Here is a 24,419-nt window from a genome sequence, read left to right on the forward strand (position 1 = left end):
ACCTTCTTAAACGTGACTGTGATCGCGACCGAAAGCCTGAGCAAGCGGTTCCCCAGGGTGACCGCGCTTGACCGGCTGTCCGTCGACGTCGGGCCCGGTGTGACCGGGCTCGTCGGCGCGAACGGAGCCGGCAAGTCCACGTTGATCAAGATCCTTCTGGGTCTGTCCCCCGCCACCGAGGGCCGTGCCGAAGTGCTCGGTCTCGACGTCGCGACCAAGGGAGCCGCCATCCGCGAGCGGGTCGGCTACATGCCGGAGCACGACTGCCTGCCGCCGGACGTGTCGGCGACCGAGTTCGTCGTGCACATGGCCCGCATGTCCGGCCTGCCGCCGGCCGCCGCGCGAGAGCGCACCGCGGACACGCTGCGGCACGTCGGCCTCTACGAGGAGCGGTACCGCCCCATCGGCGGCTACTCCACCGGCATGAAGCAGCGCGTGAAGCTGGCCCAGGCCCTGGTCCACGACCCGCAGCTGGTCTTCCTGGACGAGCCGACCAACGGCCTCGACCCGGTCGGCCGCGACGAGATGCTCGGCCTCATCCGCCGTATCCACACCGACTTCGGCATCTCCGTCCTGGTCACCTCCCACCTGCTGGGCGAACTGGAGCGCACCTGCGACCACGTGATCGTGGTCGACGGCGGCAAGCTGCTGCGCTCCAGCTCCACCACGGACTTCACCCAGATCACCACCACCCTCGCCGTCGAGGTCACCGACTCCGACACGCACCCGGACGGCACGCGCGTGGTGCGCGACGCGCTCCACGCGCGCGGGGTCGAGGTCCTGGACGGCACCAACGGCCTGCCCGGCGCCGGCCACGTCCTGCTGCTGACCGCACAGGGCGAGGAGACGTACGACGTGGTCCGCGACATCGTCGCCGACCTCGGACTCGGCCTGGTGCGCATGGAGCAGCGCCGGCACCACATCTCCGAGGTCTTCACGAACGAGGCCGACGAGCATGAGCAGCGGAAGGAGGCGGTCGGCCATGGCAGTTGAGCAGCCCCTCCAGACATCCGTACCGGCCCCGGGTGACCAGACCCGAATCCACAACATCGGTTACCGCAACTACGACGGCCCGCGCCTGGGCCGTTCCTACGCCACCCGCTCGCTGTACTCGCAGTCCCTGCGCGGCTCCTACGGCCTGGGCCGTTCGGTCAAGTCCAAGGTGCTGCCGATGCTGCTCTTCGTGGTGATCTGCGTGCCCGCGGCCATCATGGTCGCCGTCGCGGTCGCCACCAAGGCCAAGGACCTCCCGGTCGACTACACGCGCTACGCGATCATCATGCAGGCCGTCATCAGCCTGTACGTCGCCTCCCAGGCGCCCCAGTCCGTCTCGCGCGACCTGCGCTTCAAGACCGTGCCGCTGTACTTCTCGCGGCCGATCGAGACCGCCGACTACGTGCGCGCCAAGTACGCGGCGCTGGCCTCCGCGATGTTCATCCTGACCGCGGCCCCGCTGCTCGTCCTCTATGTGGGCGCACTGCTGGCCAAACTCGACTTCGCCGACCAGACCAAGGGGTTCGCCCAGGGGCTCGTCTCCGTGGCGCTGCTCTCGCTGCTCTTCGCCGGCATCGGCCTGGTCATCGCCTCGATCACCCCGCGGCGCGGCTTCGGCATCGCGGCCGTCATCGCCGTGATGACGATCTCCTACGGCGCGGTCTCCACCCTCCAGGCGATCGCCGAGACGCAGGACAGCACCGGCGCCATCCCGTGGATGGGCCTCTTCTCGCCCGTCACGCTCATCGACGGCGTGCAATCGGCCTTCCTGGGCGCGGAGTCGGCCTTCCCCGGCGCCGTGGGACCCAGCAACGGTGAGGGCGTGGTCTACGTCCTCGTCCTCCTGGGCCTGATCGCCGCGTGCTACGGCCTCCTGATGCGCCGCTACCGAAAGGTCGGACTGTGACCACGCTCTCCATCGACCACGTCTCCCGCTGGTTCGGCAACGTGGTCGCCGTCAACGACGTCACCATGACCATCGGTCCCGGCGTCACCGGCCTGCTCGGCCCCAACGGCGCCGGCAAGTCCACCCTGATCAACATGATGGGCGGCTTCCTGGCCCCCTCCACCGGCACCGTCACCCTCGACGGCGAGCAGGTCTGGCGCAACGAACAGATCTACAAGCACATCGGCATCGTCCCCGAGCGCGAGGCGATGTACGACTTCCTCACGGGACGCGAATTCGTCGTCGCCAACGCCGAGTTGCACGGCCTCGGCGCCAAGGCAGCCCAGAAGGCCCTGGCCACGGTCGAGATGGAGTACGCGCAGGACCGCAAGATCTCGACGTACTCCAAGGGCATGCGCCAGCGCGTGAAGATGGCGAGCGCCCTGGTGCACGACCCCTCGCTCCTCCTGCTCGACGAACCTTTCAACGGCATGGACCCGCGCCAGCGCATGCAACTGATGGACCTGCTGCGGAAGATGGGCGACGAGGGCCGCACGGTGCTCTTCTCGTCCCACATCCTCGAAGAGGTCGAGCAGCTCGCCTGGCACATCGAGGTCGTCGTCGCCGGGCGGCACGCGGCCAGCGGCGACTTCCGCAAGATCCGCCGCCTGATGACCGACCGCCCGCACCGCTACCTGGTGCGCTCCAGCGACGACCGCGCCCTCGCGGCCGCCCTGATCGCCGACCCGTCGACCGCCGGCATCGAAGTCGACCTGGCCGAGGGCGCGTTGCGCATCCAGGCCGTCGACTTCGGCCGGTTCACGGCCCTGCTGCCCAAGGTGGCCAGGGACCACGGCATCCGGCTGCTCACGGTCTCGCCGTCCGACGAGTCGCTCGAATCCGTCTTCTCGTATCTCGTCGCGGCGTAGGAGGCCAAGAGATGTACGACCCCACAGTCGCCCGACTCACCTACCGGGCCCTGCTCGGCCGCCGCCGGGCCCTCATCCTGGGCGCCCTGCCGCTGCTGCTGATCGTGATCTCGGTCGTCGTCCGCGCCCTCGCGGGAGCCGACGACCAGACCGCCTCCGACCTGCTCGGCGGGCTCGCGCTGGCCACGATGGTGCCGATCATCGGCGTCATCGCGGGCACCGGCGCGATCGGCCCGGAGATCGACGACGGCTCCGTCGTCTACCTCCTGTCCAAGCCCCTGAAGCGCCCCACGATCATCTTCACGAAGCTCATCGTGGCGATCGGCGTGACGATGGTGTTCTCGGCCCTGCCGACGCTCATCGCGGGCTTCATCCTCAACGGCAACGGCCAGCAGATCGCCGTCGCCTACACGGTGGCCGCGCTCGTCGCCTCGATCGCGTACGCGTCGATGTTCCTGCTGCTCGGCACGGTGTCCCGGCACGCGGTGGTCTTCGGCCTGGTCTACGCCCTGGTCTGGGAGGCCCTGTTCGGCTCCCTGGTCTCCGGCGCCCGCACCCTGAGCGTCCAGCAGTGGTCGCTCGCCGTCGCCCACAAGGTGGCCGGCGGCGACCTGGTCACCTCGGACGTCGGACTGACCACAGCGGTCGTCCTGCTGATCGTGGTGACGGTCCTCGCGACCTGGTACGCCGGCCAGAAGCTGCGCACGCTGACCCTCGCCGGCGAGGAGTGACCCGACAGACAGACCCTGTGCCCGGACAGCTCCGGATCTTGACGGAGGCTTCACCTCTGTCCGGGCACACTGGGGTAAAGGGGACGGACGGCTAGGAGGAACGGGGATGGCGGACGAGGCCTCGCAGTACGGGGACGGCGCCTGGGACGACCTTGTCCTGGACGATGACTTCATAAGGTCCGCGGAGACGTCCGAGCCGTCCGCCCGGGCCCGTATGCTCGCCGCGCGCTGGCGCCGGGAGGAGCCCGAGCCGCAGCCCTGGCGCTCCGACGAGCCGCCGGCGGGCTGGTTCTTCAGCAAGAGCCGTCGACGCAAGTGGCGCCGCCGGTAGGGCGCTGGTCGGCGCGGTGGTTCGCTGATTTATTCGGTGGCGCCCAACTCGTTCTCCCGGCACAGTGGTTGTCGTCCACCACAAGCTGGGAGAGGAGCCGGACGATGTCCATGCACGACAGTACGTCCAGCTCCCGACAGGGCAGTTCACGGCGGACTCCGGTGTAGTTACCCCACCGTCGAGTCCACCCCACCCGAACTGTCCGGGGCGGCCGCTTCGAGCACGCGACGTCGCTCTCGCGTGGGCCGCCTTCCCGGAGGATTGGCCGAGTGGAAAGGCACCGGCTTGCTAAGCCGTGGTCGGGCTTGAAAGGCCCGCGCACGTTCGATCCGTGCATCCTCCGCAAGACGCATCACTGAAGACCAAGGCTGACTGGTCCCACCCAGGGGCGCGGGGAACTGCGCGACCAGCCCCCACCGGCGCGCAGCATCCGACGACCTCAAGCCAGCAGTCGCTCCAGGACCACCGCAATACCGTCCTCCTCATTGGAAGACGTCACCTCGTCCGCCACGGCCTTCAGCTCCTCATGGGCGTTGGCCATCGCCACTCCCCGAGCCGCCCAGGCGAACATCGCGATGTCGTTCGGCATATCGCCGAAGGCGATCGTCTCCGCGGCCTTGATGCCGAGACGCCGGGCCGCCAATGACAACCCCGTCGCCTTCGACAACCCCAGCGGCAACAGCTCGACGATCCCCTCACCGGCCATCGCCACCGTGACGAAACCGCCGGCGGCAAGCGTTGCCGCCGCGGCCAGTTCGTCGTCCGTGAGGGTCGCGTGCTGGATGTAGATCTTGTTCAGCGGCGCCGCCCACAGCTCCGAGACGTCCGAGAGCGGGGTCGAGGGCAGCGAGCCCGTCACTGTGTAGCCGTCGCCGACCAGCACATCGCCGTCCAGCCCGTCCCGGCTCGCCGCCAGATACAGCGGACCGACCTCCGCCTCGATCTTGGCCAGGGCCACCGCCGCCAGCTGCCGGTCCAGCGTCACCGAGGTCAGCAGGCGGTGCGCGCCGGCGTCGTAGACCTGTGCGCCCTGGCCGCAGACCGCGAGACCCTCGTAGCCGAGGTCGTCGAGGATGTGCCGGGTCCAGGGGACCGCGCGGCCGGTCACCACGATGTGCGCGGCGCCGGCCTCCGTGGCCGCCGCGAGGGCGGCACGGGTGCGCGGGGAGACCGACTCGTCGGAGCGCAGCAGCGTCCCGTCGAGATCGGTCGCGATCAGCTTGTACGGGAAGCCGGTGCTCACTTGGCGACCGGCTCCAGCAGCTCCCGGCCGCCGAGGTACGGGCGCAGCACCTCGGGCACGCGCACGGAGCCGTCGGCCAGCTGGTGGTTCTCCAGGATCGCCACGATCGTGCGCGGTACGGCGCACAGCGTGCCGTTCAGCGTCGCCAGCGGCTGCACCTTCTTGCCGTCGCGCATGCGGACGGACAGCCGGCGGGCCTGGAAGCCGTCGCAGTTGGAGGCCGAGGTCAGCTCGCGGTACTTGCCCTGGGTCGGGATCCACGCCTCGCAGTCGAACTTGCGGGACGCCGACGCGCCGAGGTCGCCCGAGGCCACGTCGATGACCTGGAAGGGCAGCTCAAGGCCGTCCAGCCACTGCTTCTCCCAGTCCAGGAGCCGCTTGTGCTCGTTCTCCGCGTCCGCCGGGTCGACGTACGAGAACATCTCGACCTTGTCGAACTGGTGCACGCGGAAGATGCCGCGGGTGTCCTTGCCGTAGGTGCCGGCCTCGCGGCGGAAGCAGGGCGAGAAGCCCGCGTAGCGCATCGGCAGTTTGTCGGCGTCGAGGATCTCGTCCATGTGGTACGCGGCGAGGGGCACCTCGGAGGTGCCGACCAGGTAGAAGTCGTCCTTCTCCAGGTGGTACACGTTCTCCGCGGCCTGGCCGAGGAAGCCGGTGCCCTCCATGGCGCGCGGGCGGACCAGCGCGGGGGTCAGCATCGGGGTGAAGCCGGCCTCGGTGGCCTGCGCGATCGCCGCGTTGACGAGGGCCAGCTCCAGGAGCGCGCCGACGCCGGTCAGGTAGTAGAAGCGCGAGCCCGACACCTTGGCGCCGCGCTCGACGTCGATGGCGCCCAGCGCCTCGCCGAGCTCCAGGTGGTCCTTGGGCTCGAAGCCCTCGGCGGCGAAGTCGCGGATCGTGCCGTGCGTCTCCAGGACGACGAAGTCCTCCTCGCCGCCGACCGGGACGTCGGGGTGGACGAGGTTGCCGAGCTGCATGGCGAGACGCTTGGTCTCCTCGTCGGCTTCGTGCTGCTCCGCGTCGGCCGCCTTGACGTCGGCGGCGAGCTGGCCCGTCTTCTTGAGCAGCTCGGCCTTCTCGTCGCCGGAGGCCTTGGGGATGAGCTTGCCGAGCGCCTTCTGCTCGGAACGCAGCTCGTCGAAGCGGACGCCGGACGACCTGCGCCGCTCGTCGGCGGACAGGAGGGAGTCGACGAGCGCGACGTCCTCTCCACGGGCGCGCTGGGACGCGCGCACACGGTCGGGGTCCTCACGAAGCAGGCGAAGGTCAATCACGCGGTCAAGGCTACCGGTGCGGGGATACGCCTCACGACTCACTATTCGCTACTGCCCCGAAGCCGCACCGAATAGCGGCCTACGTTCCGTTATGAGGCAATTGCGAAACGTGTCAATAAAGCGCGTCTCACTCCCCGGGACGGGGCAGGCGCGGGGCGCCGCGTTGACTCGATTTCCTTGTGGGGAACGGGATTTGAGGCGGCCGTTGTCCACAGGGAGACACCCTCTCCGCAGAGTTATCCACAGGGTGTGTGGTGGATCTGTGGATTTCGGAATCGATCACTCCGAAACCCGCTCGTCACACCCGAGTTTCAGCGGTCAAACCCGCCCTTACCACTACTTTCGAGTGGAAAGGGGTCGCCCCAAAGAGTTGCCTAATGGAAAAGAGTGGACGAACGGTGATGTGCGCGCCGGTGGACGCCGTAGACAGCTGGAGGCCGATTTGTCGACAAGGTAGTGCTCCGCTGTCGACTTGTCCCCAGGTCGAGAAGCGGACCTGTGGATAACTCCTGTGGATAACTAAAATCTGCAGGTAGGACCGGCCGGACACACGTGTGGAAACCCGCGCCCCAGAAGGGACCGTCCGCCTCAGAAACGTCCGTCCTGGCACCGCGCCACCCAGTCGGACGCGGAGACGAACTCCTCGTCCGAGGTCCCCGGTCGTGGCGCGCTCACGTCCTCGACACCGGCGTTCGCACGCGGGTACGAGCCCAGGAAGCGCACCTCCAGGCAGATCCGCTTCAGCCCCATCAGGGTCTCGGCCACCCGGCGGTCGGAGATGTGGCCCTCGGCGTCGATGCAGAAGCAGTAGTTGCCGATGCCGGCGCCGGTGGGGCGGGACTGGAGCAGCATCAGGTTGACCCCGCGGGCGGCGAACTCGCCCAGCAGGTCGCGCAGTCCACCGGGGTGGTCGTCGCGCTGCCACAGCACGACGGACGTCTTGTCGGCGCCGGTCGGCGCGGCGGGCCGGGCGGGCCTGCCCACCAGCACGAACCGCGTCTGCGCGTTCTCGGCGTCGTGGATGTTGGTCTCAAGGGCTTCCAGGCCGTACCGGGCGGCGGCGAACTCACCCGCGAAGGCGGCGTCGTACTGGCCCTCCTGGACCAGCCGGGCCGCGTCCGCGTTCGAGGCGGCCGACTCCCACAGCGCGTCCGGGAGGTTCGCCTTCAGCCAGTTGCGCACCTGCGGCTGGGCGGCCGGGTGCGCGGAGACCGTCTTGATGTCCGAGATCTTCGTGCCCGGCCTGACCAGCAGCGCGAAGGTGATCGACAGCAGCACCTCGCGGTAGATCATCAGCGGCGCGCCCGCGACCAGCTCGTCGAGGGTCGTCGTGATGCCGCCCTCGACGGAGTTCTCGATCGGCACGAAGGCGGCCTCGGCCTCGCCGGCGCGGACCGCGTCCAGCGCGGACTGCACGGACACGTACGGGATCAGCTCCCGGGTGGCCGTCTCCGGAAGCGTGCGCAGGGCGACTTCGGTGAAGGTGCCCTCGGGGCCGAGATAGGCATAGCTAGCTGGCATGACCTCACCCTAATGGCCCTTGCGGGGGCGCCGTGCGCGTGTCTCACGACCGGGTGAATCAGCGTGACCTCAGCTCTCCAGCAGCCGTTGCCCCACGTACTCGCCGGTCGCCGCCCCGCCCGGCACCGCGAAGAGCCCGCTGGCCTCGTGCCGGATGTACTTCGACAGGGCGTCGCCGCGGTCGAGCTTGCGCTGGAGCGGCACGAAGCCGCGCAGCGGATCGGCCTGCCAGCACACGAAGAGCAGCCCGGCGTCCGGGACCCCGTCCGCCTCGAAGCCGTCGTGGTACGAGAACGGGCGCCGCAGGATCGCCGCCCCGCCGTTCTGGTCGGGCCGGGTGATCCGGGCGTGCGCGTTCACCGGGACGACCAACTCGCCCTTGGCGTCGGTCTTCTCCAGGTCCATCGCGGTCGTCTCGGTGCCCCCGGTCAGCGCCGCCCCGTCGGACTTGCGGCGCCCGACCACGTTCTCCTGGGCGGTGAGCGAGAGCTTCTCCCAGTCGTCGAGGAGCATGCGGATCCGGCGTACGACGGCGTAGGAGCCGTTCGCCATCCACGACGGGTCCTTCGCGCCGGACGCGGGCACGAAGATGCGCCGGTCGAAGTCGGACTCGGTCGGCTTGGGATTGCGGGTGCCGTCGAGCTGGCCCATGAGGTTGCGGGCGGTCATGCGGTGGGCCGTGGCGCCCGGGGTCCGGTTGAAGCCGTTCATCTGCCAGCGGATCCGGGCCGCACTGCCCGCGTCCTTCTGGATCGCGCGCAGGGCGTGGAAGGCGACCAGGGCGTCGTCGGCGCCGATCTGCACCCACAGGTCGCCGTCGCTGCGCGCCTTGTCGAGCTGGTCGGAGGAGAAGTCGGGCAGTGGGTCGAGGGAGACCGGGCGCTGCTTCTCCAGTCCGGTGCGGGCGAAGAAGCTGTGTCCGAAGCCGAAGGTCACCGTCAGCGAGGACGGGCCGGCGTCCCGGGCCACGTCCGTGTCGTCGTGCGTCGCCGCCTCGCCCGCCATGAGCCGCTCGGCAGTCGCCGACCAGCGGCGCAGCAGCGCGGCGGCCTCCTTGCGGCCCGCGCCCGCCGCCAGGTCGAAGGCGACGAGGTGGCCGCGCGCCTGGAGGCCCTCGGTGATGCCGGGCTGATGTTTCCCGTGAAACATCGCCCGGTCGCTGCCGAGCGAGGTGAGCGGGGTCGCCCCGGCGGGCGCGGCGGCATAGCCCACGCCCGCGCCGGCCGCGCCGAGCACGAGCCCGGTCGCGCCGGCGGTACCGAGCAGGGCGCGTCGCGAAACGCCCTTCCCAGGGGTGGCGTTCTCGGAATCGCCCCCCTTGTTGCCCTCCTTGAGGACGACGTTTCCGGAATCGGCCTCCTTGAGGACGACGTTTTCGGAAACGGCCTCCTCGGGGGTGGCCTTGGCGGTGCGGGCCTCGGGGACGGACTGGTCGGTCATGGTGCGGTTCAGCCGATCTGAGCGTTCTTGGAGACGGTCACCTGGTCGATGTCGGAGGTGCGCACGGTCACGGCGACCTTCCAGTCGCCGGCCATCGGGATCTGCACCCCGCTCGCCGACCAGTGTCCGGTGGAGACGCGGTCCGGGGCGACCGGCAGCGGCCCGATCTTCTTCGCCTCCAGGGTGAAGGCGACCTTGACCTCGGGGATGTCGAAGGCGCGGCCGTTGGGCCGGGTGACGTAGACGTGCATCTCGTTGCCGCCCACGCGCGCGGGGTCGAAGTCGACCGACACGACACCCTTGCCGTCCGTGCCGCCGGTGTCGAACGACATGGTGAGTGTCAGCGCCCCGGAGGACGAGTCCGACGAAGAAGAGGAGGAAGACGACGCGGCGGTAGCGGCCTTGGCGTCCTCCTCGGTGCGCCCGGGCTCGGTCTGCGTCAACACCGTGGTGACGGCGAGCAGCACGACGGCCACACCCGCCTCGGCGAGTACGGACCTGCGCAGCCCGAAGCGCCGCGGATCGGCGTCCCGTTGCCGCTTCTGCAGCGCGGTGGCGACGGCGGCCTTCTGGCGGGCGAGCTGAGCGGCACGCTTGGAGCCGGAGGCGGCCTTCGAGCCACCGGAACCGGAACCAGAACCAGAACCCTTGGCACCCTTCCCGCCTGCCGCGGACGTCGAGCTCGCCTTGGCGGCGGCCGTACCGGCTCGTGCGGCGGCCGGCTCCTTCTCGCCGAGCACGCCTTCATCGGCCGTGACGGTTTCCGTGTCCGACTTCGTGCCCGTGACGGCCGTCCCCGCCAACTGCCCCGTCCACCGTCGCGAGATGAACGCGATCCCGACCAGCACCGCCACGAGCCCGATCTTGACCAGCAGCAGCTGTCCGTACCCCGTGTCGGTGAAGGCCGCCCAGGAGCCGAGCTGGCGCCAGGACTGGTAGATGCCGGTCGCGACGACCGCGACGACGCTGCCGAAGGCGACCTGGGAGAAACGGCGTACGGCCGAGGCCTCGATCGGGACCTCCGACCGGTACAGCGCGACGAGCAGCGCGGAGAGCCCGCCCAGCCAGGTGGCGACGGCCAGCAGGTGGATGACGTCGACCGGCATCGCGATGCCCGGCTGGAGGCCGGTCGAGGCGTGCTCGGCCAGCGCCCAGCTCGCCGCGAGCCCGGCGGCCACCACGGACCCGCCGATCGCGAGCCCGAAGGTCAGGTCCTGCTTCTCCTCGTCCTCCCGCTTCTCGTACGCCCCGAAGAGCACCGCGATGAAGAGGGCCGCCGCGGCGAGCAGCAGCAGCCGGGAGATCAGGGCCGCGCCCGTCTTGGTCTGCAGCACCTGCCCGAGCAGGTTCAGGTCGAAGATCGCGCCGACCTTGCCGGAACTGGTGTAGGAGCCGCGCAGGAGCAGTAGCAGAAGGGTGGACGCGGTGATCGTCAGCCACCCGGAGACCACCAGGCGCTGCACGGGCCGTACCCCGGCCCCGCGCTGCCAGCAGGCCAGCACGAAGGCGCCGCCGCCGACCATGAGGATGAAACCGGCGTACGACATGTACCGCCCGAAGCCGTACAGCCAGCCGACGATGCCGCCGCCGACGGTCTCGTCGGAGACCGAGACGGTGGTCGTCGAGGGGGCGCCGATGGAGAAGGTGAAGGCGCCGGCGACGGGGTGGCTGTCGGCCGAGACGACCTGCCAGGACACCGTGTAGGTGCCGTCGGGCAGGCCGCTGTGCAGCGGGACGGCGTACGTCGTGCCGCTGGTCTCGGTCGGTTTGCCGGTGTCGACGCGTTTGCCCTTGGGGTCCAGGACGCGCAGGGAGTCGCTGGAGGTGGCCACCTTCTCGGAGAAGGTGAGCGTGACCGCGGTGGGCGCCTTGTCGACCACCACCCCCTGTGCGGGGTCGCTGCCGGTCAGCGCGGCGTGTGCGGAGGCCGGCCCGGCGCCGGCGAGCAGCGCGCCGAAGACGGCCAGGATCAGCAGCACCAGCGTGCGCGTGCGGCGGGGGGTGATGGTCGGTGTCACGGTCGTGCCTCCCTCAGTGGCCGGTCGCAGGGTTGTACGTGGCCGACTTCACCGGCATCTCGACCGTGATCGGGCCGGATTTGGCGAAGTGCAGTTCGACGGTCACGTTCTCGCCCTGCTTCGGCTTCCGCTTCAGCTTCTCGAACATCAGGTGATTACCGCCGCTCTTGAACACGAGTTGACCGTGTGCGGGCACATCGAGGGACTTGACCTCCTCCATGGTCTGCCCGACCGTCTCGTGCACGGAGACGCTGCCCGCGGCGGCGCTGGTGACCGAGGTCAGCTCGTCCTTCGCGCCGCCCTTGTTGGCGATGGTCAGGAAACCGGCCGCCATGTCCGAGACCGGCTGGGGCATGTACGAGGAGCTGACGGACAGTTCGGCCTTGCCGTCGCCGGAGCCTCCGCATCCCGTGAGGACGACCGCCCCCACCACGACGGCGACCGGCAGGGCGAGGTGCCTCACGGGTTCTCCCCCTTGATCAGCTTGGGGAGGTCCTTGGTGTAGTCGTCGACGGTCGCGTCCTCGCCGTACAGGACGTAACCGCCGTTCGTCTTCGGCGAGAAGGCGATGACCTGGGTGCCGTGCACCGAGACGACCTTGCCGGTCTTCTTGTCCTTGTGGGTCGGCTCGATGGAGATGCCCATGGTGCGGGCGCCGGCCTGGATGGTGGCGAAGTCGCCGGTCAGGCCGACGATCTGGGAGTCGATTCCCTTGAGCCACTTGCCGAGTTCGGCCGGGGTGTCACGGCCCGGGTCGGTGGTCACGAACACGATCCGCAGCTTGTCCTGCTCCGCCTTGGACAACTGCTTCTTGGCGACGGCGAGGTTGTTCATCGTCAGCGGGCAGATGTCGGGGCAGTGGGTGTAGCCGAAGTAGATCAGCGTCGGCCGGCCCGCGGTCTCCTTGCGGAGGTCGTACTTCTCGCCCTTGGTGTCGGTCAGGACGAGGTCCGGCTTCTCGAACGGCTTGTCGAGCACGGTCGCGGCCTTCTGCGAGGTGTCCTCGGAGACCACGGCGACCGGTGAGTTGTCGCTTCCGCCGCTGCCGCAGGCGGAGAGAGTGAAGGAGGCGGCAGCGAGCAGCGCGGCCGCGGCGAACGTCTTCTTGCGCATAGAAAAATGTCCCAGATGTGAGAGCACCGCCGTGCACCGGGGTCGCGCGGACCCCGGTGCACGCGGACCGGAGTGGGCCTCAGGCGTTGGTACGCCGACGGCCGGCCAGCACGCCGTACGCCACGCCCAGCGCGCCCACCACGATGCCCACGACGCCGAGCACGCGCGCGGTGGTGTCACTGCTGTCGGTGTCCGAGGCGGTGGTCTCGGCGGCCGTCTTCTCGGTCGCCTCGGTGTCGTCGGAGGCGTCCTCGGCGGTCGTCGAGCCGTGGTGGTCCTCGGTGGCGGCCGAGAGGGCGAGCACCGGGGCCGGGTTCTCCGGCTCCTCCTGGCCGTCCTCCTGGACCTCGATCCAGCGCACGACCTCCTTGTTGGAGTACGTCTGGATCGCCTTGAAGACCAGTTCGTCGGCGTCCTCGGGCAGCGCGCCCACGGAGACCGGGAACTTCTGGAAGTAGCCGGGCTCGACGCCCTTGCCCGTGGCGGTCCAGGTGATCTTGGAGACCGCCTCGCTGATCTTCTCGCCGTGCATCTCAAGGGGCTTGGCCAGCTTGGCCTTGGTGACCTGGATCTTCCAGCCGGCCATCGGCTCCGGCATCGCCGAGGCCAACGGGTGGTCGGTCGGGAAGGAGACCTCCAGCTTGGTCGTGGAGGCGTCGTCGCGCTCGTTGGGGACCTTGAAGTCCACGACGGCGTAACCGCCCTTGGCGGCGGCACCTTCGGCGGCCACGCTGACGTGCGCGAACGCGGGCGAGGACAGGACGACTACGGCAGCGGCGGCGACGGCGCCGGTGGCGGCGAGACGAGAAGCCTTCATGGCAGGGAGCACTCCACTTCGAGTGTGGTTCCGGTGATCCGGATGGTCTGAGGGGCGCGGGTGCCGAACGGGCACGCACGCGTGTGCCGCACGACGGCGGCCCCTCTCCGGTCCCGATGGATGTCCCCAGGGACGCATCCAGCCGGATGTCTCCCGCTGGATACGGAGTGGCGGTCGCGTCGCGTCAGGCGGCGAGGGCGAGAGCGCGTGCGTCGGCGGCCGGCGGACCGCGCCTGATCACCGTGTGCTGGAGCGCGGCGGTATGCGGCCGGGGCGGCGCGAGCAGGGCGGTGCGCGGCGGCCCCGGGACCGTCGCGGGCGTGGCCGGGAGCCCGGCCCGCAGGGCGCGCACCAGGGCGAGCGCCGCGCGCAGGGACCGTACGAACGCCCCCTCGGTCAGGGAGAGGGCGGAGAGTTCGACCAGCCGCCGGACGGCCAGGTCCCCGCGGCGCAGCAGCCAGCCCGCGGCGATGCCCGCGAGGACGTGCGCGAGCAGCATTGGCAGGGACGGCAGCAGCGAGGCGGCCGAACCGGCACTGGACAGGGCGTCCGCGGGGTGGTGCATGGAGCCCATGTCCATGCCCGACATGCCCGTGGTCGAGTCGGTGGTGAGCCGGGCGTCGGAGAGGATCTGCCGGGCCTGGGTGGGGCTGATGGCCGCCGCGGTGGTCCCGCAGACGATCCGGGCCGCCCGTTCTACGAGGGACATGTCCGTGGTCGACATCGAGGCCATCGAGCCGGACGTCATCGAGCCGCCGGCCATGGTCGTCATGCCGTGCTGGCCGAGTCCGAACAGCGTGTGCAGCACGGTCTGGCCGAGGGCGAGGAGGGCCGCGATCCCGGGCAGCGAGCGCTCGCGTCCGGCGAGCGGGGCCGCGACCAGGACGACGCCCAGGAAGCCCGCGACGAGCGTCCACGGCGGGACGGTGGCGCAGGAGGCGAACGCGTGGCCTGCCCCGGCCAGCACGACGCAGACCGCGGCGAACACCGCGGCCCGCAGGATCCGGAGGTCTCTTCCGGAACGCGCCGTACGCTCGTGGGGGGCAGTCATGGCGGGCTCATCATCGCACTGGGCTTACGGGTCCCATACGGCAGGTCCGCAAGATGACATAACAACCGGAAGATCACTCTCTGGACCGGGCCGCCCGCACATACACCGATTCCATCCGACACGCATCGACCGTATGGGCGGTATCACGTCAACTCCACGCTTATACCGGGGCAGTGGCGGCAATAGGTAACGGTATGTCGAGCCGCGGCCAGAGAGGCTGGAGCATGAGCATCTGGTGGTCACTCCATCTGCGCCGCGAGGCCGCGAGCGTGCCGCTCGCGCGGCGCCTGCTGCTCGGCACCATGGAGACCGCGGGCGTCGACCCCGATGTCTCCTACGACCTCTCGGTCGCCCTCAGCGAGGCCTGTGCGAACGCCGTCGAGCACGGCGGTTCCGCCACGTCGGGGGGCCCTTCGGAGGCGTACCGGGTCACCGCGTACCTGGACGGCGTCAAGTGCCGTATCGAGGTGACCGATTCGGGCCCCGGCATCACCGCGCCGGCCGTCCCGGCCCGCCCCGCCCGCACGGACGCCGAGCACGGCCGGGGCCTGACCCTGATCCAGGAGCTCGCCGACCACGTGCACATCGGCAACAAGCCGGGCCGCGCGGGCACGGTGGTCAGCTTCGACAAGATCCTCAAGTGGCAGGAGGACGCACCGCTGATGGCGGTGTAGATCCACTGCGCTCGGCTTCGGGCCCACCTCACTTCTGCGGGCGCTGTCTCGTCACTGGGGCATGAACACGAAAATCCGGTACACGGCTCTCGGCCCGCTGGCCGTGGTCGCCCTGTACACAGGCTTCTGGGCGTACTTCTCCCCGACGGGCTGGTACGCGAACTTCCCCGGCCTCGGACTGAGCTGGCTGCCTCAGCTGGGCCCCTACAACGAACACCTCGCGAAGGACGCCGGCGCCATGTTCCTGGCGCTGGGCGCCCTGACGTTGATCGCCCTGCGGTCCGTGCGCAACACCCGGCTGGTGCAGACGACGGGTGCGGTGTGGCTGGTCTTCAACGTGCTGCACTTCAGCTATCACGTGCAGCACCTCGACATGTACGGGACGCGTGACCAGGTGCTCAACGTGGTGTTCCTGGCCGCGCTGGTGCTGCTGGCGATCGTCCTGCTGCTGCCGGTCCGGTCCGTCCGACAGGGCGGCACCCGATGACGTACGAGACGATGAGCGCGAAGGAGAGGCGGCCCGGTATGCGGATCGCGGTGGCGGGCGGGACCGGGCTGGTCGGGCGGCTGGTGGTCGAGGAGCTGACCGCGGCGGGGCAGGAGCCGGTGGTGCTGTCCCGGTCGCGCGGGGTGGATCTCGTCGCCGGTACGGGACTCGACGCGGCCCTGGCGGGTGTGGACGCGGTCGTCGACGTGAGCAACGTGACGACGACGAGCGCCAAGAAGGCCGTCGCGTTCTTCGAGAGCGCCGGCCGCAATCTCCTGGACGCCGAAGCGCGGGCGGGGGTACGACACCACGTGGCGCTGTCGATCGTCGGCATCGAACGGGTCGGCCTCGGCTACTACCAGGGCAAACTCCGCCAGGAGGAGCTCGTCAGGAGTGGTCCGACGCCGTGGACGGTGCTGCGCGCCACGCAGTTCCACGAGTTCGCGGACCAGACCCTCGCCCTGGTCCCGAAACCCCTCGCCGTGGTGCCCCGGATGCGGACCCAGCCGGTCGCGGCCCGCGAGGTGGCACAGGACCTCGTGAGGCTGGTCCTGGCCCCGGCCCAGGGCATGGCCCCCGACCTCGCCGGACCGCGCGTCGAACAGCTCGTCGACATGGTCCGCCGGCTGCTGAAGGCCCGCCACCAGCGCCGCCTGCTCCTGCCGGTCAGGCTGCCCGGCGCCACCGGCGCGGCCATGATCGGCGGCGGCCAGCTGCCGACCGGACCCGGCACGCGAGGGACCCAGACCTTCGACGCCTGGCTCGCCGAGAACGTCGTACAGGGAGGTTGACCGCGCCGTGCCCCCGCCGACCGGACCCGGCCAGGACCCCACCCTCGGCTCGCTCAGGGCCGAGCGGCGCCGGCTGCTCAACCTCGGCTACCGGATGCTCGGTTCGGTGCAGGACGCCGAGGACGTGGTCCAGGAGACGTACGCCCGCTGGTACGCCCTGTCCGAGGAGAAGCAGCGGGCGATCGAGGTGCCGCTGGCCTGGCTGACCCGGGTCGCCTCGCGCATCTGCCTCGACCAGCTCGCCTCGGCCCGGGTCCGCCGCGAGCGCTACACCGGCGAGTGGCTGCCCGAGCCCGTCCGGCACGGCGCCACCTGGACCAGCACCGGCGAGGACGCGGCCGGCGACGATCCCGCCGACCGGATCACCCTCGACGAGTCGGTCAGCATGGGGATGCTCGTGGTCCTGGACTCGGTCACGCCCGCCGAACGCGTCGCCTTCGTGCTCCACGACGTCTTCGGCCTGCCGTTCGCGGAGATCGCCGAGACGGTGGGCCGCAGCTCCGCGGCCTGCCGCCAACTGGCCGCCTCCGCGCGCCGCCGCCTTGCCGACCAACGGCCCGGCGGTAGTACGGCGCAGGAGCACCGGCAGGTCGTCTCCGCGTTCCGCGAGGCGTGCGAGACCGGCGACCTCGACGCGCTCGTCGCCCTGCTCGATCCCGCCGTCGAGTCCCGCAGCGACGGCGGCGGCAAGGTGCGCGCCGCCCTGCGCCCGATCGTCGGCCGCGACAAGGTGGCCCGGCTCTTCCTCGGCCTCATGCGCCGCGAACCCGAGGTGGAACTCGTCGAGGAGGACGTCAACGGCACGCCCGGCGTGGTGGTCAACATCCACGGCACCACCTTCGCCGTCCTCGCCGCGGACGTCCACGACGGCCTGATCACCGACCTCTGGCTGGTGGTCAACCCGGACAAGCTGCACGCGTGGACCGCCTGACGACCGAACGCCCCGCCCCTCGGCTTTCCCGGCGCTCACAGCTTGCTCTTATGCCGGCCCAACATCCTTGACGGCAGGGGTACTTACCTTCCCGCTGTGGACGGGAAGCAGAGGAGGCATCCATGAGCAGCCGTGCGGACGAGACGCTGGCGAGGGCCGCCGTGGCCGCGCTGACCGGGCAGTTGGCCCTGGCTCCCAAGCCGGGCCTGCCCGACCCGCGCGACCTGGGCGCACACGCCCTGTGCAAGGACCACGGCTCGCTGCGCTGGTCGGCCAAGGCGCTCGCGCCCGGCCTCGCGGCGATGGCCGCGGCGGCCCGCCGCATCGGCGAACCGACGCCCGCGTTACGAGCCGAACTGGGCGCGATCGGCAGATCCACCGAGCACTCGGTGGGCCTCGCGGGCGGCGGCCACAAGGGCGCCCTGTGGGCGCTCGGCTTCCTCGTCGCGGCCGCCGCGCTCACCCCCGCCGCCGGCGGCCGCGAGACGGCCGCGGTGGCCAAGAGGATCGCCGCCTACAACGACAAGGGCGCCCCGCGCCGGCCCTCGCGCGGCTCGTCGATCTCCGTGAAGTACGGCGCCGCGGGCGCCCGGGGCGAGGCCCGCGCCGGATTCCCGCACGTACGCCGGGCGTTGGACGCCCTCGCGAGTGCCCGCTCGGCCGGCGCCACGGAGGCCGAGGCCCGCCTGGACGCCCTGTGCACCGTGATGTCCACCCTCCAGGACACGGAACTGCTGTACACCGCGGGCCCGTTGGGCCTCCGCCACGTCCAGGCGGGCGCCCGCGGAGTGCTCGAAGCAGGCGGTACGTCGACGGCGGCGGGCGCCGAAGCCCTCGCGAGCCTCGACGCCGATCTGCACGCGCGCGCGTGGAGCCCGCGGGGGAGTGCGGGGCTGCTGGCGGGGGCGCTGTTCCTGGACGCCCTGCCGGTCAGCTCGCGAGCACCGGCCGCCTGACCGCCTCGCATTCGGCGCCCGCCGCCCGGCCGGCCGCCCGCCGGGTCGCGGGCCCCATCGCGTACGACGCCACCACGGTCGCCCCGCCCAGCAGCAGCCACCCGGGCGTCCCCCACCCGACCAGGAGCGAGGTCAGCACCAGCGGCCCCATCGTCCTGGCCACCGTCACGCCGGTCCCGAAGAACCCCTGGTACTCGCCGACCCGGTCGGCGGGCGCCAGATCGAAGGACAGCTGCCAGGACCCGGCCGACTGCCCCATCTCGGCGACCACTTGGAGCACCGCCCCGACCACCAGCACGCCCACCGCCACCCACGGCGACATCCCGGCCGACAGCGCGAACACCGCGCACGCCGCGAGCATGATCCACCCCGAACGCCGCACCGCGCGCGTGGCCGACGCGAGCCCGGTGATCCCGCGCGCGGTCCGCACCTGGAACAGCATCACGACCCCGGTGTTGAGCACGAACAGCGCGGAGACCAGCCAGGTCGGCGCCTCGGTCCGCTCGGCGATCCACAACGGCAGCCCGAGGCTGAGCAGCGGCATCCGCAGCAGCAGCACGGTGTTGAGGAGGGTCAGCAGGGCGTACGGGCGGTCGCGCAGCACGCCGAGCGACTCCCGCCTGCGGACGGCGACCGGTGCCGGCGCGGGCAGCCGCAGCAGCACCCCGGCGCACAGCAGGAAGCTCACCGCGTCCAGCGCGAACACCCCGAGATACGCGCCCCGGGTCCCCGCCTGCAACGCCAGTCCGCCCAGACCCGCGCCCACGGCGAGCCCGGCGTTGAGCGTCGACTGCAGATGCGCGAGCAGCCCGGTCCGCTCCCCGGCGGACACCAGCCCCGCCAGCAGCGCCTGCCGGGCTGCCGCAAGGCCCGACTGCGCGGTCGCGTACGCGCACGCGGCCGCCACGAACGGCACGAAGTCCCGTACGACCAGGAAGGACGCCACCGCAAGTCCCGTCGCGAGGGCCAGCAGCACGGCCGTGCCGCGCGGCCCGCGCCGGTCGGCGAGCCGTCCCAGCGGTACCCCGGCCAGCGAGCCGACGGCCCAGGCGACGGTCAGCCCGAGCCCCACGCGCGCGGGGGCGAGCCCGACGACGTGGGTGAAGTAGAGCGCCGAGGTCACGTAGTAGGCGCCGTCACCGACGGAGTTGGTCAACTGGGCGAGGGCCAGGGTGCGTTGGGGACCGGCGGGCGGGACGAGGCGGGAGCCCGAGCGAAGGGTGCGGCGAGTGGTCATGAGTACGACGGTAGGGTCTTATTGGGCCTTGGATCAGGCCCAATACTCGTCCATCTCATTGGTCCAATTCTGCGGTCCCGGCTGACCTCAGCCGTCCGCCAGCACCTTCCCCAACACCTCCAACGCCTCCGGATACACCCGCTCCCGGGGCGTCCCGTACCCCACGACCAGCCCCTGCGGGCGCCCTTCCCCGGGTGCGTGCCAGTGGTCGCCGAGGCGGCCCACCGCGAGGCCTTCCGCCTCGGCCCGCGCGAGCACTTCCTCCTCGTCGCCGACCTCCACGAGCGCGTGCAGTCCGGCCGCGATGCCGCGCACCCCGCGCCGGTTGCCGAGCCGGTCCAGGAGCTGGTCCCGGCGGCGCCGGTATCTGAGCCGGCACGCGCGCACGTGACGGTCGTAGGCGTGGCTCTCGATCAGTTCGGCGAGCGCCAACTGGCCGATGGTCTCGGTGTGGTGGTCGCTGTGCAGCTTGGCGTCGGCGACCGCGTCGACCAGGTGCGGGGGCAGGACCATCCAGCCGAGCCGGAGTGCGGGGCCGAGGGTCTTGGAGGCGGTGCCCAGGTAGACGGCCTGTCCGGGGGCCATGCCCTGGAGCGCGCCGACGGGCTGGCGGTCGTAGCGGAACTCCCCGTCGTAGTCGTCCTCGATGATCAGTGCCCCACGCGCGCGAGCCCAGTCGGTGAGCGCCCGCCGGCGGGTGGGGTGCAGGGTCACGCCGGTCGGGTACTGGTGGGCGGGCGTGACGACGGCGGCGGCGACCTCGCCCAACTGCTCGGGGCACACCCCGCGTTCGTCCACCGCGACCGGCACGACGGTCCCGCCGTTGCGCCGGACCACCTCGCGGTGGAAGGGCAGCCCGGGGTCCTCCATGGCGATGTCGGCGCCGTCCAGCACGCGCGTGAGGAGGGCGAGCCCCTGCACATAGCCGGAGGTGATCACGATCCGCTCGGGTGGCGCGATCACTCCCCGCGTGCGCCCCAGATACCCCGACAGCGCCGTCCGCAGCTCGATCCGCCCGCGCGGATCCCCGTAGTCGTACGCCAGCAGGGGAGCCGTCGCGATGGCCCGGCGCAGCGCCCGCAGCCAGGCCGCCGCCGGGAACGCCCCGACGTCCGGGCTCCCGGGGCGCAGGTCGAATCGGGGCGCACGCGCGTGTGCCGCCGCGTCCGGGGCCTCGGTGTCGGTCGAGGGCAGCTGCGCGACCTGCGTCCCCGAGCCCTGCCGCGCGGTCAGATAGCCCTCGGCGACGAGCTGGTCGTAGGCGGCCTTGGCGGTGCCCCGCGAGATGCCGAGCTCACCGGCGAGCCGCCTGGTCGCCGGCAGCCGGGTCCCGGGCGCCAGCCTGCCGTCCCGCACGGCGTCCCGCAGCGCCCGTTCAAGGCCGACCCGGCGCCCGTCACCGGCCTCCGGCTCCAGATGCAGATCGACACCGACACCGGACCAGAAGTCCCCCACGAAAACCTTCCCCCTCAGGTACGTGAAATGAATCGAGGCACGTGAATGGCCGGGCACCGCACTGGTACCCGGCCATCCTTCGTGTGTCAGCCCTTGAGCGAGGCCATCCACGCCTCGACCTCGTCGGACCGCCTGGGCAGCCCGTCCGACAGGTTCCTGTTGCCGTCCTCCGTCACCAGGATGTCGTCCTCGATCCGGACGCCGATCCCCCGGTACTCCTCGGGCACGGTCAGGTCGTCGGCCTGGAAGTACAGCCCCGGCTCGACGGTCAGCACCACGCCCGGCTCCAGCGTGCCGTCGACGTACGACTCCACGCGCGCGGCGGCGCAGTCGTGGACGTCCATGCCCAGCATGTGACCCGTGCCGTGCAGCGTCCAGCGGCGCTGGAGCCCCAGCTCCAGGACCCGCTCCACGGGCCCCTCGACCAGGCCCCACTCGACGAGCTTCTCGGCCAGCACGCGCTGCGCCGCGTCGTGGAAGTCCCGGTGCTTGGCGCCCGGCTGCACCGCCGCGATGCCGGCCTCCTGGGCCTCGTACACGGCGTCGTAGACCTTCTTCTGGACCTCGCTGAAGCGGCCGTTGACCGGCAGCGTGCGGGTGACGTCGGCCGTGTAGTACGTGTGCGTCTCGACGCCCGCGTCCAGGAGGAGCAGGTCGCCGGAGCGCACCGGGCCGTCGTTGCGCACCCAGTGCAGGGTGCACGCGTGCGGGCCGGCGGCGGCGATGGTGCCGTAGCCGACGTCGTTGCCCTCCACGCGCGCGCGGAGGAAGAACGTGCCCTCGATGTAGCGCTCGCTGGTCGCCTCGGCCTTGTCGAGGACCTTCACGACGTCCTCGAAGCCGCGGACCGTCGAGTCGACGGCCTTCTGCAGCTCGCCGATCTCGAACTCGTCCTTGACCAGCCGCGCCTCGGAGAGGAAGACCCGCAGCTCCTCGTCGCGCTCGGCGGTGACCTTGTCGGTCAGGGCCGCCTCGATACCGGCGTCGTAGCCGCGCACGACCCGCACCGGGCCGGTCGCCTCGCGCAGCTTGTCCGCCAGCTCGCGCACGTCGGAGGCGGGGATGCCGTAGAGCGTGCCGGCCTCGGTCAGCGAGTGGCGGCGGCCGACCCACAGCTCGCCCTGGCCGGAGAGCCAGAACTCGCCGTTGTCCCGGTCGGAGCGCGGCAGCAGGTAGATCGTCGCCTCGTGGCCCTCGGCCATGGGCTCCAGGACCAGGACGCCGTCCTCGGTCTGGTTGCCGGTGAGGTACGCGTACTCGACCGACGCCCGGAAGGGGTAGTCCGTGTCGTTCGAACGGGTCCTGAGATTGCCGGACGGGATCACCAGACGGTCGCCCGGGAAGCGCGCGGAGAGCGCGGCCCGGCGGGCGGCGGTCTCGGCGACCTGGGCGATCGGCTCCAGGTCACGCAACTCGGTGTCGGCCCAACCGGACTTCATGATCTCGGCCAACTCGTCGGACACGCCCGGGTACAGGCCGTTCTTGCGCTGCTTGATCGGCTCTTCTTCAGCGGTCTCCGGGGTCTCCGGGAGCTCCTCCGCCACGGTCATCCTCCTCGATACGGCACTGGACCCCCTCCATCGTACGGTCGTACGGAAGGGGTCCCAGGGCCGGAAGGCCTGTTACCTACGGCAGCGGCGCACACGCGCGGACACACGCCCCCGACTTACTCGAAGCGCGCCGCCAGCAACACCACGTCCTCCGCGCTGTCCTGCGCGTCGAGGCCGTCCGGCAGCATCGTGCGCAGTACGTGCTCGGCGATCGCGTCCGGGTCGTGGCGGACCGCCTTGGGGACGCCGGCCGCCGCCGCGTGCAGGCGGGCGAAAGCGCGGTCGGTGGCGTCTCCGGTGCGGTGCAGCAGGCCGTCGGTGTAGAGGAGCACGGTCTCGCCGGGCTCGGCCTGCAGCTCCACGCTGGGTGCCTCCCAGCAGGCCAGCATGCCCAGCGGCGCGGACACGGAGGTCTCCACGAACTCCGTGCGCCGCTCGCCGACCAGCAGCGGCGGGCAGTGCCCGGCACCGGCGAGGGTGATCTTGCGCAGCGCGGGTTCGCAGAAGGCGAACAGGGCGGTGGCGGAGCGGGCGGGCTCGGTCAGCCGCAGCAGCAGCTCCAGGTCGGACAGGACGGCGACCGGGTCCTCGCCCTCCATCACGGCGTACGCCCGCAGGCTCGCCCGCAGCCGGCCCATCGCGGCGACCGCGCTCGGCCCGGATCCGGTGACCGAGCCGACCGCGAGACCCAGCGCGGCGTCCGGCAGCGGCAGCGCGTCGTACCAGTCGCCGCCCCCGCGCGGCCCGGTACGGTGGCGCGCCGCGAGCTGGACGCCGGCCACCCGGGGGAGCCGGGACGGCAGCAGCTCCTCGGAGATCGTCGCCACGCACGCGCGCGTGCGCTCCACCTCGACCAGCAGGGCCAGGTGCTCGGCGGCGTAGCGGGCGTACAGGCCGATCAGGTGCCGCTGCCGCTCGACCGGCTCGGCGGGTTCGTCGTACAGCCACACGGCGGCGCCGATCCGGCCCGCGGTCTCGGCGGTCAGCGGGAGGGCGTAGCAGGCCGCGTAGCCCAGGCGCGCGGCGACCTCGCGGTGGCGGGGGTCCAGGCCGTCCTCGGCGAGCAGGTCCGGCTCGGCGATCTCGCCGTCCGCGCCCGGCAGTCCGTCGAGGATGCGGCCGTAGGACATCGCGCTGCGCGGCACGGTCTCGATGTGACCGAGGTCGGCCCGGGCCAGGCCGAGGCCGATCGTGGTGTCGGGGCCCAGGCCGTCGCCCGGTTCCAGGACGACGAGTCCGCGGCGGGCGCCCACGAGGGCGGCTCCGGCGTGCAGGAGTTCCTTGAGCGCGCCGTCGAGTGTGTCGGTGCGGGCCAGCCGTTCGGTGAGTTCATGGAGGGTCGTGAGGTCCGAGACCCAACCGGCGAGACGGTCCTGGAGCAGGGCGCTCGGGGCGCCCGGAGGGGTGCCCGGGACGGCAGGCGCGGGCGCGACAGTGTGTGCGGGCGAGGGAACCGTTGAATCGATTCCGGCCACTTTCGGAGGGTGAGGGGCGTTCATGGCGTCCGGCTTTCCGACCGGTGCGTATTGCTCAAAAGCATCGCAAACCCCCATGTCATTCTGCGCCGCTAGCAGTGTCTCCACATGTACACGCACTCGTGAGGGGATGTCCAGCATTGTCCTGCCGGGATTCCTGGTGTCCATGGGCAACCAGTCCACCCCTTGCGGAAAAGCAAAGTTGGCTTAAAACTGACTCGGGTAACGGGGTATTGCGGTCGACTGGCCTTGCTCCACGGAGCGTCACACCGGTCGTGATGGGTACGTACTCGGAGAAGGCCAGGGGTGGTTGACAGTCACCCGGAACCTGGTGACCGACCCGAGCGTCTTAGCCACCGACGACCGTGCCCCATCCTCCCGTGGCGGAGGCGAAGAGAAAAATGCGGGACGGCAAAACGCCAGACTTCGCCACCCCCACGCCACGCCCATGCTTTTGATGGATCCAGCGATACGGCATGGACGAGGCTGCCGAGGAAGCAGCCGACGCTCGGCCCA

Annotated in this window: 23 protein-coding genes and 1 tRNA gene; 11 read left to right on the forward strand and 13 right to left on the reverse strand. The window is 71.1% G+C overall.

Annotated features, from left to right (window positions below):
* Positions 1 to 18 precede the first annotated feature (18 nt).
* The 6 genes from ACWDR3_RS15040 to ACWDR3_RS15065 all read left to right on the forward strand — a co-directional run bounded on the left by ACWDR3_RS15040 (position 19) and on the right by ACWDR3_RS15065 (position 4,213).
* The gene (locus ACWDR3_RS15040) at positions 19 to 993 is read left to right on the forward strand and encodes an ABC transporter ATP-binding protein (protein ID WP_450352961.1); all 975 of its coding nucleotides are present in this window, start codon (positions 19 to 21) and stop codon (positions 991 to 993) included.
* Positions 983 to 1,900: an ABC transporter permease gene (locus ACWDR3_RS15045; RefSeq protein ID WP_450352913.1), complete on the forward strand. Its 918-nt coding sequence runs from the start codon at positions 983 to 985 to the stop codon at positions 1,898 to 1,900. Before ACWDR3_RS15040 ends, ACWDR3_RS15045 begins: the two co-directional genes overlap by 11 nt.
* A complete protein-coding gene (locus ACWDR3_RS15050; protein WP_450352914.1) occupies positions 1,897 to 2,808 on the forward strand; it encodes an ABC transporter ATP-binding protein in 912 nt (303 codons plus the stop codon). The genes ACWDR3_RS15045 and ACWDR3_RS15050 overlap by 4 nt, the downstream gene beginning before the upstream one ends.
* Positions 2,809 to 2,819: 11 nt before the next feature.
* Positions 2,820 to 3,539 carry an ABC transporter permease subunit gene (locus ACWDR3_RS15055; protein ID WP_450352915.1) on the forward strand — a complete coding sequence of 240 codons (720 nt, stop codon included), beginning with the start codon at positions 2,820 to 2,822 and terminating at the stop codon, positions 3,537 to 3,539.
* Between the two features lie 106 nt (positions 3,540 to 3,645).
* Entirely contained in the window at positions 3,646 to 3,870 is a 225-nt protein-coding gene (locus tag ACWDR3_RS15060; RefSeq protein WP_450352916.1) for an SGM_3592 family protein, read from the forward strand.
* Between the two features lie 255 nt (positions 3,871 to 4,125).
* A tRNA-Ser gene (locus tag ACWDR3_RS15065) sits at positions 4,126 to 4,213 on the forward strand.
* A gap of 96 nt (positions 4,214 to 4,309) precedes the next feature.
* On the opposite strand, the gene ACWDR3_RS15070 is transcribed toward ACWDR3_RS15065, so the two are convergent.
* The 9 genes from ACWDR3_RS15070 to ACWDR3_RS15110 all read right to left on the reverse strand — a co-directional run bounded on the left by ACWDR3_RS15070 (position 4,310) and on the right by ACWDR3_RS15110 (position 14,347).
* On the reverse strand, positions 4,310 to 5,113 hold the full coding sequence (locus ACWDR3_RS15070; protein WP_450352917.1) for an HAD family hydrolase: 804 nt from the start codon (positions 5,111 to 5,113) through the stop codon (positions 4,310 to 4,312).
* Positions 5,110 to 6,387 carry a serine--tRNA ligase gene (serS, locus tag ACWDR3_RS15075; RefSeq protein ID WP_450352918.1) on the reverse strand — a complete coding sequence of 426 codons (1,278 nt, stop codon included), beginning with the start codon at positions 6,385 to 6,387 and terminating at the stop codon, positions 5,110 to 5,112. The genes ACWDR3_RS15070 and serS overlap by 4 nt, the downstream gene beginning before the upstream one ends.
* Positions 6,388 to 6,975: 588 nt before the next feature.
* The gene (gene pheA, locus ACWDR3_RS15080; protein ID WP_450352919.1) at positions 6,976 to 7,908 is read right to left on the reverse strand and encodes a prephenate dehydratase; all 933 of its coding nucleotides are present in this window, start codon (positions 7,906 to 7,908) and stop codon (positions 6,976 to 6,978) included.
* Positions 7,909 to 7,977: 69 nt separating this feature from the next.
* Entirely contained in the window at positions 7,978 to 9,348 is a 1,371-nt protein-coding gene (efeB, locus tag ACWDR3_RS15085; RefSeq protein WP_450352920.1) for an iron uptake transporter deferrochelatase/peroxidase subunit, read from the reverse strand.
* 8 nt (positions 9,349 to 9,356) lie between these two features.
* On the reverse strand, positions 9,357 to 11,366 hold the full coding sequence (locus tag ACWDR3_RS15090; RefSeq protein WP_450352922.1) for a copper resistance CopC/CopD family protein: 2,010 nt from the start codon (positions 11,364 to 11,366) through the stop codon (positions 9,357 to 9,359).
* Between the two features lie 13 nt (positions 11,367 to 11,379).
* A complete protein-coding gene (locus tag ACWDR3_RS15095; protein ID WP_450352923.1) occupies positions 11,380 to 11,829 on the reverse strand; it encodes a copper chaperone PCu(A)C in 450 nt (149 codons plus the stop codon).
* The gene (locus ACWDR3_RS15100) at positions 11,826 to 12,479 is read right to left on the reverse strand and encodes an SCO family protein (RefSeq protein WP_450352924.1); all 654 of its coding nucleotides are present in this window, start codon (positions 12,477 to 12,479) and stop codon (positions 11,826 to 11,828) included. The genes ACWDR3_RS15095 and ACWDR3_RS15100 overlap by 4 nt, the downstream gene beginning before the upstream one ends.
* A 79-nt stretch (positions 12,480 to 12,558) precedes the next feature.
* Complete coding sequence (locus tag ACWDR3_RS15105) at positions 12,559 to 13,296, reverse strand: YcnI family copper-binding membrane protein (RefSeq protein WP_450352925.1); 738 nt, start codon at positions 13,294 to 13,296, stop codon at positions 12,559 to 12,561.
* 184 nt (positions 13,297 to 13,480) lie between these two features.
* A complete protein-coding gene (locus ACWDR3_RS15110; protein ID WP_450352926.1) occupies positions 13,481 to 14,347 on the reverse strand; it encodes a hypothetical protein in 867 nt (288 codons plus the stop codon).
* Between the two features lie 224 nt (positions 14,348 to 14,571).
* Here ACWDR3_RS15110 and ACWDR3_RS15115 point away from each other — a divergent pair, with 224 nt between their 5' ends.
* The 5 genes from ACWDR3_RS15115 to ACWDR3_RS15135 all read left to right on the forward strand — a co-directional run bounded on the left by ACWDR3_RS15115 (position 14,572) and on the right by ACWDR3_RS15135 (position 18,186).
* Entirely contained in the window at positions 14,572 to 15,021 is a 450-nt protein-coding gene (locus ACWDR3_RS15115) for an ATP-binding protein (protein ID WP_450352927.1), read from the forward strand.
* Positions 15,022 to 15,082: 61 nt separating this feature from the next.
* Positions 15,083 to 15,508 (forward strand): hypothetical protein, encoded by a 426-nt coding sequence (locus tag ACWDR3_RS15120; protein ID WP_450352928.1) that lies wholly within the window; start codon positions 15,083 to 15,085, stop codon positions 15,506 to 15,508.
* Entirely contained in the window at positions 15,505 to 16,299 is a 795-nt protein-coding gene (locus ACWDR3_RS15125) for an SDR family oxidoreductase (protein WP_450352929.1), read from the forward strand. Before ACWDR3_RS15120 ends, ACWDR3_RS15125 begins: the two co-directional genes overlap by 4 nt.
* A 7-nt stretch (positions 16,300 to 16,306) precedes the next feature.
* A complete protein-coding gene (gene sigJ, locus ACWDR3_RS15130; RefSeq protein ID WP_450352930.1) occupies positions 16,307 to 17,230 on the forward strand; it encodes an RNA polymerase sigma factor SigJ in 924 nt (307 codons plus the stop codon).
* 122 nt (positions 17,231 to 17,352) lie between these two features.
* A complete protein-coding gene (locus ACWDR3_RS15135) occupies positions 17,353 to 18,186 on the forward strand; it encodes a triphosphoribosyl-dephospho-CoA synthase (RefSeq protein ID WP_450352931.1) in 834 nt (277 codons plus the stop codon).
* Here ACWDR3_RS15135 and ACWDR3_RS15140 read toward each other — a convergent pair.
* The 4 genes from ACWDR3_RS15140 to ACWDR3_RS15155 form a co-directional block, all read right to left on the reverse strand.
* Positions 18,161 to 19,423 carry an MFS transporter gene (locus tag ACWDR3_RS15140; protein WP_450352932.1) on the reverse strand — a complete coding sequence of 421 codons (1,263 nt, stop codon included), beginning with the start codon at positions 19,421 to 19,423 and terminating at the stop codon, positions 18,161 to 18,163. The genes ACWDR3_RS15135 and ACWDR3_RS15140 overlap by 26 nt on opposite strands.
* A gap of 87 nt (positions 19,424 to 19,510) precedes the next feature.
* On the reverse strand, positions 19,511 to 20,878 hold the full coding sequence (gene pdxR, locus ACWDR3_RS15145) for a MocR-like pyridoxine biosynthesis transcription factor PdxR (protein WP_450352933.1): 1,368 nt from the start codon (positions 20,876 to 20,878) through the stop codon (positions 19,511 to 19,513).
* Between the two features lie 86 nt (positions 20,879 to 20,964).
* Positions 20,965 to 22,428, reverse strand: a complete 1,464-nt coding sequence (locus ACWDR3_RS15150; RefSeq protein WP_450352934.1) for an aminopeptidase P family protein — start codon at positions 22,426 to 22,428, stop codon at positions 20,965 to 20,967.
* 116 nt (positions 22,429 to 22,544) lie between these two features.
* Complete coding sequence (locus tag ACWDR3_RS15155; RefSeq protein ID WP_450352962.1) at positions 22,545 to 24,044, reverse strand: PP2C family protein-serine/threonine phosphatase; 1,500 nt, start codon at positions 24,042 to 24,044, stop codon at positions 22,545 to 22,547.
* Positions 24,045 to 24,419: the final 375 nt, after the last annotated feature.

This window comes from Streptomyces sp. NPDC001002 (genome assembly GCF_053599215.1).

Coding starts and splice junctions, on each gene's coding strand:
- ACWDR3_RS15060 (WP_450352916.1), top strand. CDS start 3,646: ATGGCGGACGAGGCCTCGCAGTACGGGGACGGCGCCTGGGACGACCTT.
- ACWDR3_RS15120 (WP_450352928.1), top strand. CDS start 15,083: ATGAACACGAAAATCCGGTACACGGCTCTCGGCCCGCTGGCCGTGGTC.
- ACWDR3_RS15135 (WP_450352931.1), top strand. CDS start 17,353: ATGAGCAGCCGTGCGGACGAGACGCTGGCGAGGGCCGCCGTGGCCGCG.
- ACWDR3_RS15100 (WP_450352924.1), bottom strand. CDS start 12,479: ATGCGCAAGAAGACGTTCGCCGCGGCCGCGCTGCTCGCTGCCGCCTCC.
- ACWDR3_RS15110 (WP_450352926.1), bottom strand. CDS start 14,347: ATGACTGCCCCCCACGAGCGTACGGCGCGTTCCGGAAGAGACCTCCGG.
- efeB (WP_450352920.1), bottom strand. CDS start 9,348: ATGACCGACCAGTCCGTCCCCGAGGCCCGCACCGCCAAGGCCACCCCC.
- ACWDR3_RS15150 (WP_450352934.1), bottom strand. CDS start 22,428: ATGACCGTGGCGGAGGAGCTCCCGGAGACCCCGGAGACCGCTGAAGAA.
- ACWDR3_RS15055 (WP_450352915.1), top strand. CDS start 2,820: ATGTACGACCCCACAGTCGCCCGACTCACCTACCGGGCCCTGCTCGGC.
- pheA (WP_450352919.1), bottom strand. CDS start 7,908: ATGCCAGCTAGCTATGCCTATCTCGGCCCCGAGGGCACCTTCACCGAA.
- ACWDR3_RS15045 (WP_450352913.1), top strand. CDS start 983: ATGGCAGTTGAGCAGCCCCTCCAGACATCCGTACCGGCCCCGGGTGAC.
- ACWDR3_RS15115 (WP_450352927.1), top strand. CDS start 14,572: ATGAGCATCTGGTGGTCACTCCATCTGCGCCGCGAGGCCGCGAGCGTG.
- ACWDR3_RS15140 (WP_450352932.1), bottom strand. CDS start 19,423: ATGACCACTCGCCGCACCCTTCGCTCGGGCTCCCGCCTCGTCCCGCCC.
- ACWDR3_RS15125 (WP_450352929.1), top strand. CDS start 15,505: ATGACGTACGAGACGATGAGCGCGAAGGAGAGGCGGCCCGGTATGCGG.
- ACWDR3_RS15105 (WP_450352925.1), bottom strand. CDS start 13,296: ATGAAGGCTTCTCGTCTCGCCGCCACCGGCGCCGTCGCCGCCGCTGCC.
- ACWDR3_RS15155 (WP_450352962.1), bottom strand. CDS start 24,044: ATGCTGGACATCCCCTCACGAGTGCGTGTACATGTGGAGACACTGCTA.